Here is a 15,063-nt window from a genome sequence, read left to right on the forward strand (position 1 = left end):
TTAGTACAAATTTTAAAACAAAAATGCGTACTAATTAGTACGCATTTATAAAGCTGCTTGTTTAAAAGCTATTTTTAAAGTCACATCCAATCAGCGTTTCTTATAACGCCAACGGCTAAGCCTTCAATATTAAAAGACTCATTCTCAAGATCTACTTCAATAGATTCAAAATCGTCGTTTTCAGCATGAAGTAATACTTTACGACCCGCTTTCTCAAGACGTTTTACAGTTACGTCTTCGTCTAGGCGGGCAACAACAACTTGTCCGTTTTCAGCGGTTTGAGTACGATGTACAGCAAGTAAATCACCATCCATAATACCAATATCTTTCATGCTCATACCGTTAACGCGTAGTAAAAAATCTGCAGCCGGTTTAAACATTAATGGATCGATTTTGCAGTGACTTTCAACGTGCTCTTGCGCCAAAATAGGTGAACCAGCAGCAACACGCCCTATAAGCGGTAAACCTAATTGTTCTGGCTCTTCTTCTTCAATTAATTGAATACCACGGCTTGCACCTGGTTTCATTTTAATTGCGCCTTTTTTAGCAAGTGCTTTTAAATGTTCTTCAGCAGCATTGGCACTTTTAAAACCTAATGTTTGCGCTATTTCAGCACGTGTAGGAGGCATACCAGTGTCTTTAATAAAAACTTTAATTAGTTCGAGTATTTGAGCTTGGCGGTTCGTTAATGGTCGCATACAACTGGTTTTCCATACAGTACATTTAACTGTGAGTATATACAGTTAAATAAAAATCGCAAATTTAAATTAAGCCTTAAAATAGCTAAAGTAATTTCACTTGTGTACATTTTAGGGATATAACTAAAGCTGAGTTTATAAATGATTAAAAATGCAAAGGAGACATTATGAGTATTTGGTACCAGCCCATCACCTTAGAGCTGTGCAAGCAGTTAGAGCAAGGCGTTAATGGCCAAGGAACATTAATGAAAACTATGGGGATAGAAGTCACAGAAATTGGCGATGATTATTTGGTTGCCACAATGCCGGCAATTCCTGAGCATCATAACCCAATGGGGATGGTTCACGGCGGTGCTAACGTTGTACTTGCCGAAACAGTTGCCAGCTATGCCGCTAACTTTGTTGTCGATTTTACTAAATTTTACTGTGTAGGGCAGGAAATTAGCGCAAGTCATTTAAAAGCATCTCGCAACGGCACTTTAACAGCAACGGCTAGAGCGTTTCATATTGGCAAACGTAGTTCAGTATGGGAAATAAAAATTACAAATAGCCGCAATGAGCTGTGCTGCGTATCAAAAATGACCGCAGCAGTCGTAGAGCGAAGATAGTTACTTTTCGATTGGGTAAATGGTAATTTCCATACCCGCACCAATCGCAGATATACGCAATAATGTATCTGCATCTAAGGCTTGATTAAAGCACTTAGGAGAAGTCCCTGATTCAAAACCAATATCAAACGTTCTACGTGAACAGCTTAACCATTGCTTTAGCGCATTACGCGAACACGATTCAATAAGCTCACATATATGGTTTATGGCTTTATCAGGTGTGCTCACCTCACCTGTAGCTTCAATACGCGCTAGTTGACGGTATTCGTCTTTGTCATAATGTAAAATCGTCGCGACTTTTTTCAAGTCCGCCACTAGCAAACTAATATCTTGCTTTGATTCAAGCTCAAGATCTACATTTAAAAATTGAATTTCCGACATCGTTTCGTATTTATCCTCTAATAATTTCATTGCAAACTTTAACGCAGTTTTACCGTTATACCAAATCAACTATGCTCTATTAACCACTTTATATGGATATTTCGCAGCTTTTAAGTATTTTTTAGCATTTAAAGCTAGCTGGATATCAAATATTCAGCTCAATTAAACAGATAAGTCATGTTAGGAATTTAAGTGTAATCTTTTTTATTTTTAAATGATTACAGTAAGCTATAGTTTAAACTGCGACAAAATGTCGCAGTAACTTATCCCATTAATGTAATAAACTAGCCTCTAAAAATAATAAGACTAAAACATGAATAAAAAAATATTTAAGCATGCTCGCAAGTTACATAAATGGTTAGGTTATTTATTAGCACTACAAATTTTAGCATGGTTACTAGGTGGTTTGATTATGAGTGCAATCCCTCTTGATAAAGTTCATGGGGAGCATCTTGCTACACGTACTCTCAATAATCCATTTACGCAGGCTGATTATATTGCTTCCCTTGACGATATTGCCTCTCAGGTGGTTAATCCAACACAAATAATTTTTGAGAACTTCTTAACTACACCACTTATTACTGTCTTTAGTAATAACGAGCAGCAAAGCTTCAATGGCATAACAGGCCGACCATTTGAACCGCCAACTAAAATACAAATTACCGCAAATGCTAAAGCACACTTACTTATTGATGCTCAAGTAACAAGCGCTGTACTACTAAAGCAAGGTACGCGAGAAGTTGGATATAAAACCAATGTTTGGCAGGTACAATTTGACGACACATTTAACACAACACTGTACTTGTCAGAAAATAACGGCAAAGTTGTCACCGTTCGCAGCACGCTATGGCGAATATTCGACTTTTTTTGGATGTTACATATTATGGATTACGATGAGCGAGAGGATTTTAATAATCCGCTGCTTATTAGTTTTGCAGCAACCAGCGTACTTTTTTGTTTAAGTGGAATATTATTACTTATACAAAATATACGACTAAAACGATTTATCCGAATTAAAAATAAGAATAAATCAAAGTAGTCATATTGGTTTTTGAGAGCTAGCGCCCACTTATCAAAGAGTAAATAAGCCTAGGGCTTATTTTATTCCAAGTGCTTAAATCGACTCAAATGTCGCTTTAACATTTCGTTTTCGAAAATCAACTCATCACGCTCATCCAGCAATTGTAAAACTAAAGCTATTGCCGACCAATCTAACGAAAAGTCATGCTGGATACGGGCCGCTTTTTTAACTAAGGTCACTGCAGATACCGTAAATTGCCACTGCGTAACATGCTCCCCCTCAATTGGAACCGCAATATTATGCTCAACTAGCTCATATAAAATTGCTTCGCTAATATCACTGCTCAAACATAGCTCTTTGCTAGTAAGTAAATCGTCTTTTTGTGTCACGATAATTTGCATTATGGCTTGCTCCAGTTATTACGGGGATCAAAGTGAGCTTTTTCGGCTAATTCTTCCCACAGTTTTTTACTGGTATCATCAACAGATGTTGGATTAACAATTTTAAGCACAGCAAATAAGTCACCTTTAGCTTTTTTACTCATTAATCCCTTACCTTTAATACGCAAGCGTTGACCAGACTGACTATTAGAAGGAATAGTTAATTGGATATTACCTGTCAACGTAGGTAAATTTAGCTTTGTACCAAGAGCCGCTTCCCATGGTGCAAGAGGGACAACTATATTTAGGTTATGACCCTCAACATCAAATAATGGGTGAGGCACTAAACTAATTTGTAAATACAAGTCGCCATTTTGCCCATTCGCTGACCCTAACCCGCCTTGCCCTTTTAGTCGAATTCGCTCGCCATTTACTGAGCCTGCAGGAATTTTCACTTTAAGTGATTTTTTAATTTCAGTAACACGGCCACTGCTGTCTCGCTGCGGTAACATAAACTCAACAGGCTTCACGGTATCAACTAAAGTCTCTTCAAGAAAAATTAGGAACTCTATTTCCACATCTTGTCCTTTTTGCGCGCGAGCGGCGTTACTTCTGCTTTGCCCAGAACGATCGAATCCACCAGCCCCGCCAAACATTGAATTAATAAAGTCAGAAAACTCTTGGTCGGTTTGAGGATCGCTTTGCTGGTAATTACTTTGCGAAGAGGCATTATTACCACCATAATGGCCTTGCTGTTGACGAGCACGATTTTGTTGGTGACGACGTAACTCGTCGTATTTTACACGTTCTTCTTTGTTATGAATGACTTCGTAAGCTTCTGCTATTTCTTTAAACTTATCTTCTGCTTGAGGCTCTTTGCTTACATCTGGGTGATATTTTCTGGCTAACTTTTTATAAGCTACTTTAACCGCTTTATCATCTGCATCAGGCGATATTCCAAGCACTGCATAATAATCAACAAATTTCATTTGCAATCCAAATCCTCATATTGAGTAAGCTTTAAGCATACTCCTTAACGGGTAACCTTGTGTGGTTAAAATACGATAAATAGTGAGAAATAAATGAATAGTGAAAATAACTTTGAGTAAAAAATTAATCAGGCACTTTTTAGTAATATAAGCGTAGGCCTTAAGTTAACTTTATCTTTTATCTTCAAGGCTTTAAACTGCCTATTCCTGTAGTTCACATTTGTGATGGATATGACTCGATTTATTCTGGCCTTATTGGCTTGTTGTGTGTGCGCTTCGGTATCAGCCGAACAATTTACCCGTTTTTCAACGGCTAAAAGACATTTAATTAAAACCCTACCTGACAACGCCAAAAGCATTTACTGCGGTTGCGACATTAAAAAAGAAGGCAAAAAACTCGTTCCTGATCCGTCTAACTGTGGTTACATTCCTCGAAATACCCTTACCCGCTCAGGCAAAGTAAATGTGCGAGCACTACGCATTGAGTGGGAGCACATTGTTCCGGCGTGGGAATTTGGTCACCAGCTACAATGCTGGCAAGATGGCGGGCGTAAAAACTGCCGTAAAGTAAGTGCTAAATTTAGAAAAATGGAAGCTGATATAAATAACTTAGCGCCAGCTATTGGCGAAATTAATGCCGATCGCTCTAATTATCGTTTTGGTATGCTTAGCGAAAACGCCACACAATATGGTCGTTGCGAAGTAAAAGTAAACTTTAAGCAACGTGTAGTTGAACCGCCTGTTTATGCACGAAAACGTATAGCTGACACCTACGCTTACATGCAAAAAACATACGGTTTAAAAATCTCTGATAAACAGCAAAAGTTATTTAATGCATGGCAAAAGCAAGCATTCGCAGATACAAGTAGTGCGAGTAAGCTCTAAGCTTTAACACTCATTTACATAAATCAAAGTTATAAATGTTGAATAAACGAGCGAGTGTTGTAATATTTTAAACAACTTATTTACAAAAAAGCCCTTACCTATGTTTAAAAATAATAAAACCTCGCTTGCCATTTTCACTGCATTTGCGGGCTTTGCTTTGACCGGTTGTGGCGGCGGTGGTAGCGGCATCGACTCAGCCCCTGTAGTTACAACACCTGTTAGTAGCAGTCCAACATGGACTGCGGGTGTATTTGAACCCTCTAACGATTTAAAAAACTTTTGCGAAACCCCGCGTACGGGTAACGATCCCTTTAATAACAACGAGCCTTACCCAGATCAAGCCGGTTCTGCCCTTTACGAAAAACTCTGGCTTCGCTCTTGGAGCGACGAAACCTACCTTTGGTATGATGAGATTGCCGATAACGATCCTGAAAGCTTTGCCACAGTAGCCGATTATTTTGCCCAATTAAAAACAGAGCAGCTTACCGACTCAGGGGCAAAAAAAGATAACTTTCATTTTTCAGAACCTACTGAAGATTACTTTCAAGAAGCGCAATCGGGCGTTACTTCTGGTTACGGTATAAATTGGGCGTTTATTGGCGATACAGCCGACCGTATTTTACGCGTCGCTTATCTTGAAGATGATTCACCTGCAAGCCAAATAGGCTTTCAACGTGGTGATACTGTACTTTCAGTTGACGGTGTTAGCATTAATACCAATACACAGTCGGGTGTAGATACGCTTAACGAAGGCTTATTTAGTCCTACTAACGGCGACTCACATACTATTGTTGTACGCAGTAACGATGGCGCCGAAAAAACATTTAATGTAACCGCTGGCAATATTGAACAAACACCGGTTCAAAATGTTAAAACGATTACAACCGCAAATGGTTCAAGCGTGGGTTACATGCAATTTAATAGTCATATAAGCATTGCCCAAGAAGGGCTTATTGATGCAGTAAATAAGTTTAAAACCGATGGTATTGATGAGCTTGTAATCGACTTTAGATATAACGGTGGTGGTTTATTAGCACTGTCGGCACAATTGGCTTATATGGTTGCCGGTAATGCCAACGTTAACAACCGCTTTTATTATCAAACTCAACAAAACGATAAACAACCCGTTGATTCGCCTTTCCCATTTATTGATGAAGAAATAGATTACTCTACTTTTTTTAGCACAGGTGAAAACCTACCTGATTTAAACTTATCGAAGGTTTATGTATTAAGCACATCAGGCACCTGTTCGGCATCAGAAGCTTTTATTAATGGTTTAAAAGGTATAGATGCAGAAGTTATTTTAATTGGCGATACAACCTGCGGTAAGCCCTATGGCTTTACCCCAACTCATAACTGCGCAACAACCTATTACACTATTCAATTTAGTGGGGTAAATAGCAAAGGATTTGGCGAATACGCTGCGGGTTTTACACCAACCCCTACGCCACAATTTGATGCTGATGTTCAAGGTTGTGAAATTGAGGACGACTTTGATCATCAGTTAGGCGACAGTGACGAGGCCGTTTTAGCCACCGCATTGTTTCATGTTGAAAATGGCAGTTGCCCAATTAGAACGGCTGCTGCAAAAGCAGAGCCAGCTACTTTTTCAAGCTCTCGTGAATCTCTCATTCCTTTAAATATGCCTGAGCAATTTACCCAGCGTAATATGGACTTAACTTGGCCAACACTGAGTGAGGAAAGGTAATGGCTAAATTATTACTCCCATTAGCCACCTTATTCGCTTTGGGAGGATGCCAAAGTGTAAATAGTGAGCCCGCTAAACCCGCTATATTAACGAGCGTTAATCCCAGCGTTATTGCAACACTACAACAGGCAATTCAACAAGCTAAGGGAGGTGCATTAGTAACACTTTCCGATTCCGTATTTACTAAACGTAGCGAACTGCTAATTGATCATGCAATGAGTAAAGGGTCTGATGGCAGAGTAATTATGGGCGCGCATAATATAAAATCTGAGAAGTTTATTTTGCAACTACGTAATAACCAATGCGAGCTTTACTATCCTAAAAAAGAGCTTACTACAGTACTTGAAGGTGTGACCTGTAAAGAGTTATAAGGCACTTTATTAGCGTTTATAAAAAGGCGCGCAGCACATCGCTGTACGCCTTTTTCTATTTTAAAGCGTTATTACAAGTCTTCATGCGGACCAAACACTTCATAATGAATCTGCTCGTTTTTAACACCTAGTTCAAGTAACTGGTTTTTTATAAATGCCATAAAACCGGCAGGACCACATAAGTAAAAGTCGCCATTACTTAATGGTAGCTGTGCTTGTACTGCATTTAGGTTCATTAACCCAGTAAAGTCAGCGCCCTCTGTCGCTTGGTTAAACCACGTTATTGTTTTCAAGCGGTTATTCTGCGCTGTTAGATCATATAAATATTTTGAAAACGAGTGCTGCTGAGTATTTTCGCAGGCATGTAAATACATAATCTCTTGATTAGAGTTGTCACTTAATAGCGTTTCAAGCATAGCCAGCATTGGCGTTTGCCCAACACCTGCTGAAATGAGTACCGCTGGGTTTGTGTTATTGCGTAAAAAGAAGTCTCCTGCTGGCGGGTATAACTCAACAATAGTGCCTTGCTCTAATGAGTGTAGATAATTAGACACCATGCCAGGCTTTGGCTGTAGCTCTTTTTTAACACTAATACGGTAGTTTTTAGCGTTACTTTTTTGCGAAATAGAATACTGGCGAATTTCTTCATATTCAGCGCCCTCTGGCTTAACTTTAATACCTAAATACTGTCCTGGTTTATGTGTAATAACAGCTTCGCCATCAACTGGCGTAAGTGTAAAGCTTGTTACTAGTTCTGATTCAGCCTGTTTGTTGGTTATTTTAAATTGGCGAGTTCCCGCCCAACCACCGTGTTTATTTTTACTGTGCTCATACAAAGCAGCTTCTTCGGTTATACAAATATCAGCAAGTACGCCGTAAGCTTCGCGCCAAGCGTATTCAACATCGGGAGTAAATTGCTCAGGAAGAAGCTCTTTAAGCGTACCAATTAAGTGTGCACCTACAATAGGGTAATGCTCAGGCAAAATATTTAAGCTGGTATGTTTATGGTTAATACGCGTTAGTGCTTCTTTTAATACAGCTAAATTATCAATGTTTTGTGCATACGCAGCCAACGCATTAAAAAGTGCAAATTGCTGACGACCTGTATCTTGATTCACCATATTAAAAATATTTTTAAGCTCAGGATTATGGCTAAATAAACGCTTATAAAAATGATTGGTAACAACCGTACCCGCCTGCGCTAATAACGGAACAGTACTTTTTACGATCTCAATGGTTTTATCAGATAACATATGTGTTTTCCTATGGGTGAACTAACCACGACGCCCATCAACACGACGCCGCGTTAATATAGGTGTGCAGTGAATTAAAAATAATGAAAAAGCTACTAACCACAGCAAAGCACTTATTTGCCAAGCAAGGTGAGGCCTAATAACAAAAGGGAGTAATGAGCGAGTAATAGCGGCTACTAACACAAGTGCAAAAGCAACAGCCATGTAATGAGGAATAGCGAGTGTACGCCCTGTATGACCATGCGATACACGCGTCATCATTGCTAAAATCATCATACCTATTGTGCCAATAGTGATTAAGTGCAGCGCATCTTTAAATTGCATTGCACTGCTATAAAAGCTAAATGCAACCATCATTAATCCTACGCCTAACGCTAAGTAGGAAAAATGTAAAGACCATAACAACGGCACTCTCAATACCTTGCTATCCCACCAACAACCAGCCCTAAGCAGGTGAAGCGCAGCAATAGTTGCCACAACTAACGCAGGATTAATCGTGTTCAAAAACAACTTGTTAATGAAAAATAAAGTGATAGCCACAATAGATAAATACATCACCGCTTTATCTATTTTAGGAGTGCGAACTTGTGCGGCTAAACCTAGACCTTTAGCGGTAAAAAATGGTAAAACGCGGCCCGCAACAATGCCAACTAGTAAAGTAATTACCAGTACTGCGGTATCAACCACACCAAGTGCAAGCTGCATGTTTTGTTGTAAAACAAGTATTAAATACAATACATTGAGCCCACAAAGCACAGCTAAAATAGCTAAAAACGGATAGTTACTTTTGCTATTGGCTTTTAATAACATATTAGCCAACGCGGCTATGGCGCCTAACCACCAAATAACTTGTAATGTAAGTGCAGCATATAAATTAAAATGAGTAATATCTGACAGTGCTACAAAAAATGCTAAGCGCGCTGCAAGCCATATAAACGTAAGCCACATAAGGGCTTTGCCACTTATGCTCGGCACGCCTGTCCACGTTTGTGCTGCGGTAAGTAAAAAGCCAACAGCTACAACTCCTGCAAAGCCAAACAGCATTTCGTGCGCGTGCCATAATGTCGCAGGTATCGATAAGTGCCAACTTGTATGGCCTGTTAAAATAAGTAGCCAATACCCCACTGACAAAAATGCCAATAAGCCACCGCCTAAAAAGAAAGGCCTAAAAGCTAGCATCCATAACGGCCATTGAGATACTTGATGAATAGCAACGCGTGCTGGCATTGGCTCTGTTAAGTTTATAGGGCGCATTATTTTATTTCCTGCCCTACACCATACTGAGCAAAAAAGTATTCAGCGCACGCTAGTGCCTCATGCAGTGAACTAAACTGTGTTTGATTATTTAAATTATTCAGCATTAGTGTGGTCATGGCGATCTCTGTAACTAACTACGTTACTTAGCTATTACACATACTGTGCCAACAAGTTTAATTAATTAAATTCAACAAGTTAAATTAAATCACTTTACAGTGTGAGTCTTTATGACCTACTATAAATTAACTCATAAAAACACAAATAGGTCATTTTGACGTGAACCAGCAATTCAACCTTACACAAGTTGCTCTAGAGCTTGCTCAAAGTACACTACACGAGCATAGCTTTGATCAATTACTAGCAACGGTTGAGCGGGTTATTCCTAGTGATGCAAGTGCGTTATTAGTGCTTCAGGGCGAACAATTAAAACCCCTGGCAATTAAAGGATTAATGCCCGACAGTTTAGGCAGACGATTTAAAATAGTAGAACACCCTCGCCTAGAAGCTATTTGCAAAAGCACACTCGCGCTTCAATTTGCGCACGACTGCCCACTACCCGATCCATACGACGGATTGCTATTAGCTAAAACCGGCGACATACCGGTACATGCATGTTTAGGTTTACCTCTTTATGATAAAAACGCGCTACTTGGCGTACTTACGTTTGATAGCCTTAACGCCAATGCATTTAACAGCATAAGCGCTGATACACTCAATACCTTACAAACGCTGTGTAGCGCGCACTTTAAAACGGCCTTAGAACTTGCCCATTACAAACAGCATGCACAGCACTCAAGTGCATTAGTACAAGAACTAAATCGTGAAGCATTAACACGGGACGGCGGTGAAATTATTGGCCAAAGTCCGCTAATGCAAACACTTAAAAACGACATTAAACTCGTTGCAGCATCTAACTTTAGCGTGCTGATATTAGGTGAAACAGGGGTAGGGAAAGAACTTGTTGCGCGTAACATTCACTTAAACTCAACCCGAAAAGATCAACCGCTTATTCACTTAAATTGTGCCTCGCTTCCCGAAAATCTTGCCGAAAGTGAATTTTTTGGTCATGCGAAAGGGGCTTTTACAGGCGCACAAAATTCGCGCCAAGGTAAATTTCAATTAGCTGATGGCGGCACGTTATTTTTAGATGAAATTGGCGAACTGCCCCTGGCCATGCAAAGTAAACTATTACGAGTGCTACAAAGTGGTGAAATACAAACGGTAGGAGAAGACACGCCAAAGTACGTAGATGTACGCGTCGTTGCTGCAACCAACAGAAATTTAAAAGAAGAAGTAGCTCAAGGTCGCTTTAGAGCCGATTTATACCATCGCCTCAGTGTCTACCCTATTACTGTGCCACCACTTAGTAAACGCGAGCACGACATAACACTCTTAGCTGGTTATTTTATTGAGCAAACTGCCCGTAAATTAGGGATAAAACAATTAAAACTAAGCCCCGAAGCGCAAGCATTGCTTAATCAGTACAACTGGCCAGGTAACGTTCGCGAGCTTGAACATGTCATTAGCCGCAGCGCCCTAAAAGCAAAACAAAGCCAATGGCAAAATCCAATAATAACCATTACAAGCGAGCACTGTGATTTAACACCGAGTGCGCTGCAACCCCCTATAGCAGAGAGCCGAAGTACAGCGAACGCCTTAATCAACCAACCTTTAAAACAAGCTGTAGAATCGTTGCAATACAACATAATTACCGAGCAATTAAAACAGCATAACTACAACTGGTCGGCAGCAGCAAGAGTACTTGAATTAGATAGAGCAAACTTAGTACGCTTGGCTAAACGCCTAGGAATAGAAGTAAAAAAAATACTATAATCATTTAAAATACAGCTAAAACTATTGATTAGCAGCTCACTTACTAAAGTGTGTTTTTAACAACCCTGCAAAAGCTTGTACTTTAGCAGTACGATGCACTAAGTGATGCGTGACTAACCATACATCGGTAGGCCAGCTTAACTCACTGTGCAATATAGGCACTAAATCAGGATATTGCGCCGCTACGTCATGTTGTAATCCGCCAATGCCTAGCCCTTTAATGATTGCACGAGTCGCTTCTGCAGTTTCAGATACTCGCAGCTTTATTTGCGATGCAGGAATGTGCTCATCAGCCCATGCAAAATAAGGCACGCGGGCATTAAAACCTGCCACGCCCGATACAAAGTTATGTTGTTGTAAATCAATTAATAATTTAGGCATACCGTATTTATTAATGTAACGTTTATTAGCGTATAAACCCGATGAAAGCTGCGCCAAATGCTGAGCAATATAATCGCCTTCATCAGGTCTTGGGCCTGCACGTACTGCAATATGTGCTTGTCCGTGATCGAGCCTTAGCCTTTTTTGTTCTAAAATAACCTCAAGCTGCACTTGTGGATGTAGCGCCTGAAATTGCTCACATACATCACCAAGGACATCCATGAAGCCACTTACCGTCGTTAGCAACAAACTACCTCTAAGGGTGCTATCGGCCGCTACTATATCGTTATGTAACTGCTCTAAGGAGCTATGGATTGTTTGTGCTGTTGCAAATAACTTGGTGCCAATTTCAGTAACCTTGTAGCCACGAGCATGGCGATGAAAAAGCCGTGCATTTAAGTTTTTTTCAAGATTATTAATTCGCCTAAGCACTGTGCTGTGGTGCACATTAAGCTCCTCGGCCGCTGCTGTTAGCGTGCCTAACCGTGCCACTTCAAACGCAACTTTAACGTCTTGCCAATCTTCAAATTTTATCGCCATGCTGCCTACCTTTTACTTATGTGCATATACGCACACAAGTGTTGCGCTTATTAGGGTTTTCTACAAGTGAAATTTTGCTACATTAGTCATGTAACTTAAATCATTAAAAGGCCACTACCATGTCAGCACCAAAAATTATCGCCCTAGCTGGAAGCCTTCGCCAAGAAAGCTTTAATCAAAAAATTATTAATGAGGCAGCACGCTTTGCTCTACAAACAGGTGCTGAAGTAGAAGTAATAAAACTAAACGAATTAAACATCCCACTATTTAACGAAGATATTGAAGCGCAAGGTACACCAAGCGATGTACAGCTTTTAAAAGATAAGCTACGTACAGCCGACGGTATTTTACTAGCAAGCCCAGAGTACAACGGCTCTATTACCGCAGCACTAAAAAATGCGATTGATTGGGCATCGCGCACAGAACAAGGTGCTGTTCCTGCTTTTCGTAATAAAGTGGTTGCTTTGTTTGCAGCATCGCCTGGTGGGCTTGGCGGCTTACGCGGTTTAAATCATGTGCGTGATATATTAAGCGGCATTGGATCGTTAGTACTTGCCGATCAACTTGCAGTACCCGCTGTGCACACATTGTTTAATGAAAATGGGCAAATAAATGAACCTGTAACGGCTGAAAAAATATCAGCCCTCGCTCATCAGTTAGTAAGCGTTGCAAGTAAGTTAAAATAACTTGCACGCACGCCTACTTACTTTGTCGCTGCTATTTTGGCGGCGATAAAGTCGGTATGCGTTACATATAAAAGCCCTGCTACTTTACGTATAACGTAGTCTTCTTGGGGATCTATTTCTCCATCGGCATACGCTAAGCGCCATAATAACTCTATTATTTCTATTCGCTGCGCCGCGCTACAATGCTCATTAATCTGCTTTGAAAACTGAAAGTAATCTATCGAATCATCTAAGCTACTTGCCGCATTATTAGTAAGCTCATTAACCTCAGTGTCTGTTAAATTAAAGTACTTTTTTAAGGTTACAGTCAGGGTTCGTTGTTCATCATGTTCAAGCTTGGTATCTGCGCGCATAACTTCAATTAATAATGCAGCAACCGCTGTTTTTAAATCGTGCTCTTGCATACTTGGCTGCTGTTCATCGAATACAGCAAAAAGTTGTTTTATTTGTTTGAACATCACACTTTCCCTTTTTGGGTGTTAGACTAATACGTAAAGAAATCGACCTTATTACTCTTATTAATGGGTATAAATTTCGCAAATTAAAGGATACATTCTATGAAAGGAATAAACACACCACACTTATTTATAGGCGCTACGCTGGTGGCCCTTTCGAGTGCAAATACTGCACTTGCTGAAAAAGCCGAAACCGAGAAGCTCTACGACTTCGATAACAAAGTACATTACTACCAAACACAAATTGGCGAAGACAACTATAAAATAGAAATCCAGTCAGACGATTACAAACACTTTACCAATCAAAGTGTATTTTTGTTACGTCATGCTGACCGTCTATGCCGCGGCAATACCTTTATGTTGAAAGTACTTGAAGGCGTGCAAGAGTACGAACGCTTTCCAACAAAACCACGCGCTTACCAACCAGATTTAAGTGTTTTACTCCAATGCGAAACTAAAGAAAATACAAGTAAGGGTAAGTAACCTTAGTCTTTATAACCCCAAGGTGCTGATGGTGGAGTAATCGGTTTAGTTAAATCAAAATCCACCTTAAACTCACGTCCTTGGCGAATTAATCGATAAGTAAATACTTCTGGGTAAATATACATTTGCCATGTATTACCTACAGACTGCGCAAGACCTTGTTTTACAAATAACTCTTTAGAGTATTGGTCTGCTGGAAACGACTGTATCTGCGCAGACCCTGCATCAAGCGTATGGCCACCATACATAGTTGATGCGTCGTCTGTTCCATCTTTATGACGATGATCGTGCTTTAAACTCAAGCCGCTACCCGTTTTAGTTATGATCCACGTACGTGATGCATCGTCTCCTACATGAAACGGTACTTGTAACTCAGTCTCACTACATTTACGTACATGCATAACCAGTTTTTTATCTGTAAATGAGCTTGGCCCTTTTGCATTATCTACCGCTACTCCACCCTCAAAAGCTTTACCGCAATGCGCTGCTATACTATTAAAAAAGGCATCATGAGTAGGAATAGACACTAACGGTGCAGGGCGAGCAAAAGCTGTCGATGAGGCAAGTATTAAAGTTGCTGCAGTTAATAATTTCATATGTTTCTCGTAATAGTTATTTTAAAGCACCTGTAATAGTACAGTTTTCTTAAGTACTTTATTAGAAGTATCTATATAAAACTGAGAACAGGACAACTAGATAAAATTTTAAGTAGCGATTAACAATTAAATATCTCAGCCTTCATTAACAATCCTACTTTTAAAATATTAATTGCACACTTCTAGATGTGATTTTAGCGTCGGGAGTCGCTACGCTCGCCCGACCTACGTGATGTGTGTTGCTGTAAGTGGATGTTAATTACGCGTATTTCATTTTTCTGCAGACGTAAAAAAGCCCGACTCTTTCGAATCGGGCTCTCTTCAATTTGAAGCCTGGTAATGTCCTACTTTCACATAGCAAATGCTACACTATCATCGGCGCTGTTTCGTTTCACTACTGAGTTCGGCATGGAATCAGGTGGGTCCAAAACGCTATTGTCACCAAGCAAATTTGGGCGTTAATCCGTATTACTACGCACTAACTGAATTTGGAAAATATCTGATAATATTTTTTAAGTCTTTCAGTAAATATCTACTT

The 15,063-nt window shown here is 39.9% G+C and carries 17 protein-coding genes and 1 rRNA gene; 8 read left to right on the forward strand and 10 right to left on the reverse strand.

Annotated features, from left to right (window positions below; all coding sequences use genetic code 11):
- Window positions 1-80: 80 nt before the first annotated feature.
- The gene (gene lexA / locus H5115_RS11610) at window positions 81-698 is read right to left on the reverse strand and encodes a transcriptional repressor LexA (protein WP_007584941.1); all 618 of its coding nucleotides are present in this window, start codon (window positions 696-698) and stop codon (window positions 81-83) included.
- 167 nt (window positions 699-865) lie between these two features.
- Between lexA and H5115_RS11615 the strand changes: the two genes are divergently transcribed.
- Complete coding sequence (locus tag H5115_RS11615; RefSeq protein ID WP_002959621.1) at window positions 866-1,306, forward strand: PaaI family thioesterase; 441 nt, start codon at window positions 866-868, stop codon at window positions 1,304-1,306.
- Here H5115_RS11615 and H5115_RS11620 read toward each other — a convergent pair whose 3' ends face one another.
- Window positions 1,307-1,687 (reverse strand): hypothetical protein, encoded by a 381-nt coding sequence (locus H5115_RS11620; protein WP_024595094.1) that lies wholly within the window; start codon window positions 1,685-1,687, stop codon window positions 1,307-1,309.
- 313 nt (window positions 1,688-2,000) lie between these two features.
- Here H5115_RS11620 and H5115_RS11625 point away from each other — a divergent pair, with 313 nt between their 5' ends.
- Window positions 2,001-2,726, forward strand: coding sequence for a hypothetical protein (locus tag H5115_RS11625; RefSeq protein ID WP_182682738.1), 726 nt, complete (start codon window positions 2,001-2,003; stop codon window positions 2,724-2,726).
- Window positions 2,727-2,788: 62 nt separating this feature from the next.
- Here the strand turns inward: H5115_RS11625 and H5115_RS11630 are convergent, their stop codons facing one another.
- On the reverse strand, window positions 2,789-3,109 hold the full coding sequence (locus tag H5115_RS11630; protein WP_002959626.1) for a chaperone modulator CbpM: 321 nt from the start codon (window positions 3,107-3,109) through the stop codon (window positions 2,789-2,791).
- Window positions 3,109-4,077, reverse strand: a complete 969-nt coding sequence (locus H5115_RS11635; RefSeq protein ID WP_182755397.1) for a DnaJ C-terminal domain-containing protein — start codon at window positions 4,075-4,077, stop codon at window positions 3,109-3,111. The genes H5115_RS11630 and H5115_RS11635 overlap by 1 nt, the downstream gene beginning before the upstream one ends.
- Before the next feature lie 231 nt (window positions 4,078-4,308).
- Between H5115_RS11635 and H5115_RS11640 the strand changes: the two genes are divergently transcribed.
- From H5115_RS11640 to H5115_RS11650, 3 genes are all read left to right on the forward strand, one after another.
- On the forward strand, window positions 4,309-4,962 hold the full coding sequence (locus H5115_RS11640) for an endonuclease (protein WP_029753119.1): 654 nt from the start codon (window positions 4,309-4,311) through the stop codon (window positions 4,960-4,962).
- Window positions 4,963-5,062: 100 nt separating this feature from the next.
- Complete coding sequence (locus tag H5115_RS11645) at window positions 5,063-6,670, forward strand: S41 family peptidase (protein WP_165724160.1); 1,608 nt, start codon at window positions 5,063-5,065, stop codon at window positions 6,668-6,670.
- On the forward strand, window positions 6,670-7,041 hold the full coding sequence (locus H5115_RS11650; protein WP_039489149.1) for a hypothetical protein: 372 nt from the start codon (window positions 6,670-6,672) through the stop codon (window positions 7,039-7,041). Before H5115_RS11645 ends, H5115_RS11650 begins: the two co-directional genes overlap by 1 nt.
- Before the next feature lie 71 nt (window positions 7,042-7,112).
- Here the strand turns inward: H5115_RS11650 and hmpA are convergent, their stop codons facing one another.
- Window positions 7,113-8,294: an NO-inducible flavohemoprotein gene (gene hmpA / locus H5115_RS11655; protein ID WP_182755399.1), complete on the reverse strand. Its 1,182-nt coding sequence runs from the start codon at window positions 8,292-8,294 to the stop codon at window positions 7,113-7,115.
- A 21-nt stretch (window positions 8,295-8,315) separates the two neighbouring features.
- Window positions 8,316-9,548: an NnrS family protein gene (locus H5115_RS11660; RefSeq protein WP_182755401.1), complete on the reverse strand. Its 1,233-nt coding sequence runs from the start codon at window positions 9,546-9,548 to the stop codon at window positions 8,316-8,318.
- A 279-nt stretch (window positions 9,549-9,827) separates the two neighbouring features.
- On the opposite strand from H5115_RS11660, the gene norR reads away from it, so the two are divergent.
- A complete protein-coding gene (gene norR, locus H5115_RS11665; RefSeq protein ID WP_182755403.1) occupies window positions 9,828-11,384 on the forward strand; it encodes a nitric oxide reductase transcriptional regulator NorR in 1,557 nt (518 codons plus the stop codon).
- Between the two features lie 36 nt (window positions 11,385-11,420).
- On the opposite strand, the gene H5115_RS11670 is transcribed toward norR, so the two are convergent.
- The gene (locus tag H5115_RS11670; RefSeq protein ID WP_182755405.1) at window positions 11,421-12,305 is read right to left on the reverse strand and encodes a LysR family transcriptional regulator; all 885 of its coding nucleotides are present in this window, start codon (window positions 12,303-12,305) and stop codon (window positions 11,421-11,423) included.
- Between the two features lie 119 nt (window positions 12,306-12,424).
- On the opposite strand from H5115_RS11670, the gene H5115_RS11675 reads away from it, so the two are divergent.
- Window positions 12,425-12,991 (forward strand): NADPH-dependent FMN reductase, encoded by a 567-nt coding sequence (locus H5115_RS11675; protein WP_002959643.1) that lies wholly within the window; start codon window positions 12,425-12,427, stop codon window positions 12,989-12,991.
- 17 nt (window positions 12,992-13,008) lie between these two features.
- Here the strand turns inward: H5115_RS11675 and H5115_RS11680 are convergent, their stop codons facing one another.
- Window positions 13,009-13,449, reverse strand: a complete 441-nt coding sequence (locus H5115_RS11680) for a TerB family tellurite resistance protein (RefSeq protein WP_002959645.1) — start codon at window positions 13,447-13,449, stop codon at window positions 13,009-13,011.
- Window positions 13,450-13,548: 99 nt separating this feature from the next.
- Here H5115_RS11680 and H5115_RS11685 point away from each other — a divergent pair, with 99 nt between their 5' ends.
- Window positions 13,549-13,929 carry a hypothetical protein gene (locus H5115_RS11685; RefSeq protein ID WP_182755407.1) on the forward strand — a complete coding sequence of 127 codons (381 nt, stop codon included), beginning with the start codon at window positions 13,549-13,551 and terminating at the stop codon, window positions 13,927-13,929.
- 2 nt (window positions 13,930-13,931) lie between these two features.
- Here H5115_RS11685 and H5115_RS11690 read toward each other — a convergent pair whose 3' ends face one another.
- A complete protein-coding gene (locus H5115_RS11690; protein WP_182755409.1) occupies window positions 13,932-14,525 on the reverse strand; it encodes a hypothetical protein in 594 nt (197 codons plus the stop codon).
- A gap of 331 nt (window positions 14,526-14,856) precedes the next feature.
- A 5S ribosomal RNA gene (rrf, locus tag H5115_RS11695) occupies window positions 14,857-14,971 on the reverse strand.
- Between the last annotated feature and the right edge of the window lie 92 nt (window positions 14,972-15,063).

Source organism: Pseudoalteromonas sp. SR44-2, assembly GCF_014163745.1.
In the GTDB taxonomy this organism is placed as follows: domain Bacteria; phylum Pseudomonadota; class Gammaproteobacteria; order Enterobacterales; family Alteromonadaceae; genus Pseudoalteromonas; species Pseudoalteromonas distincta.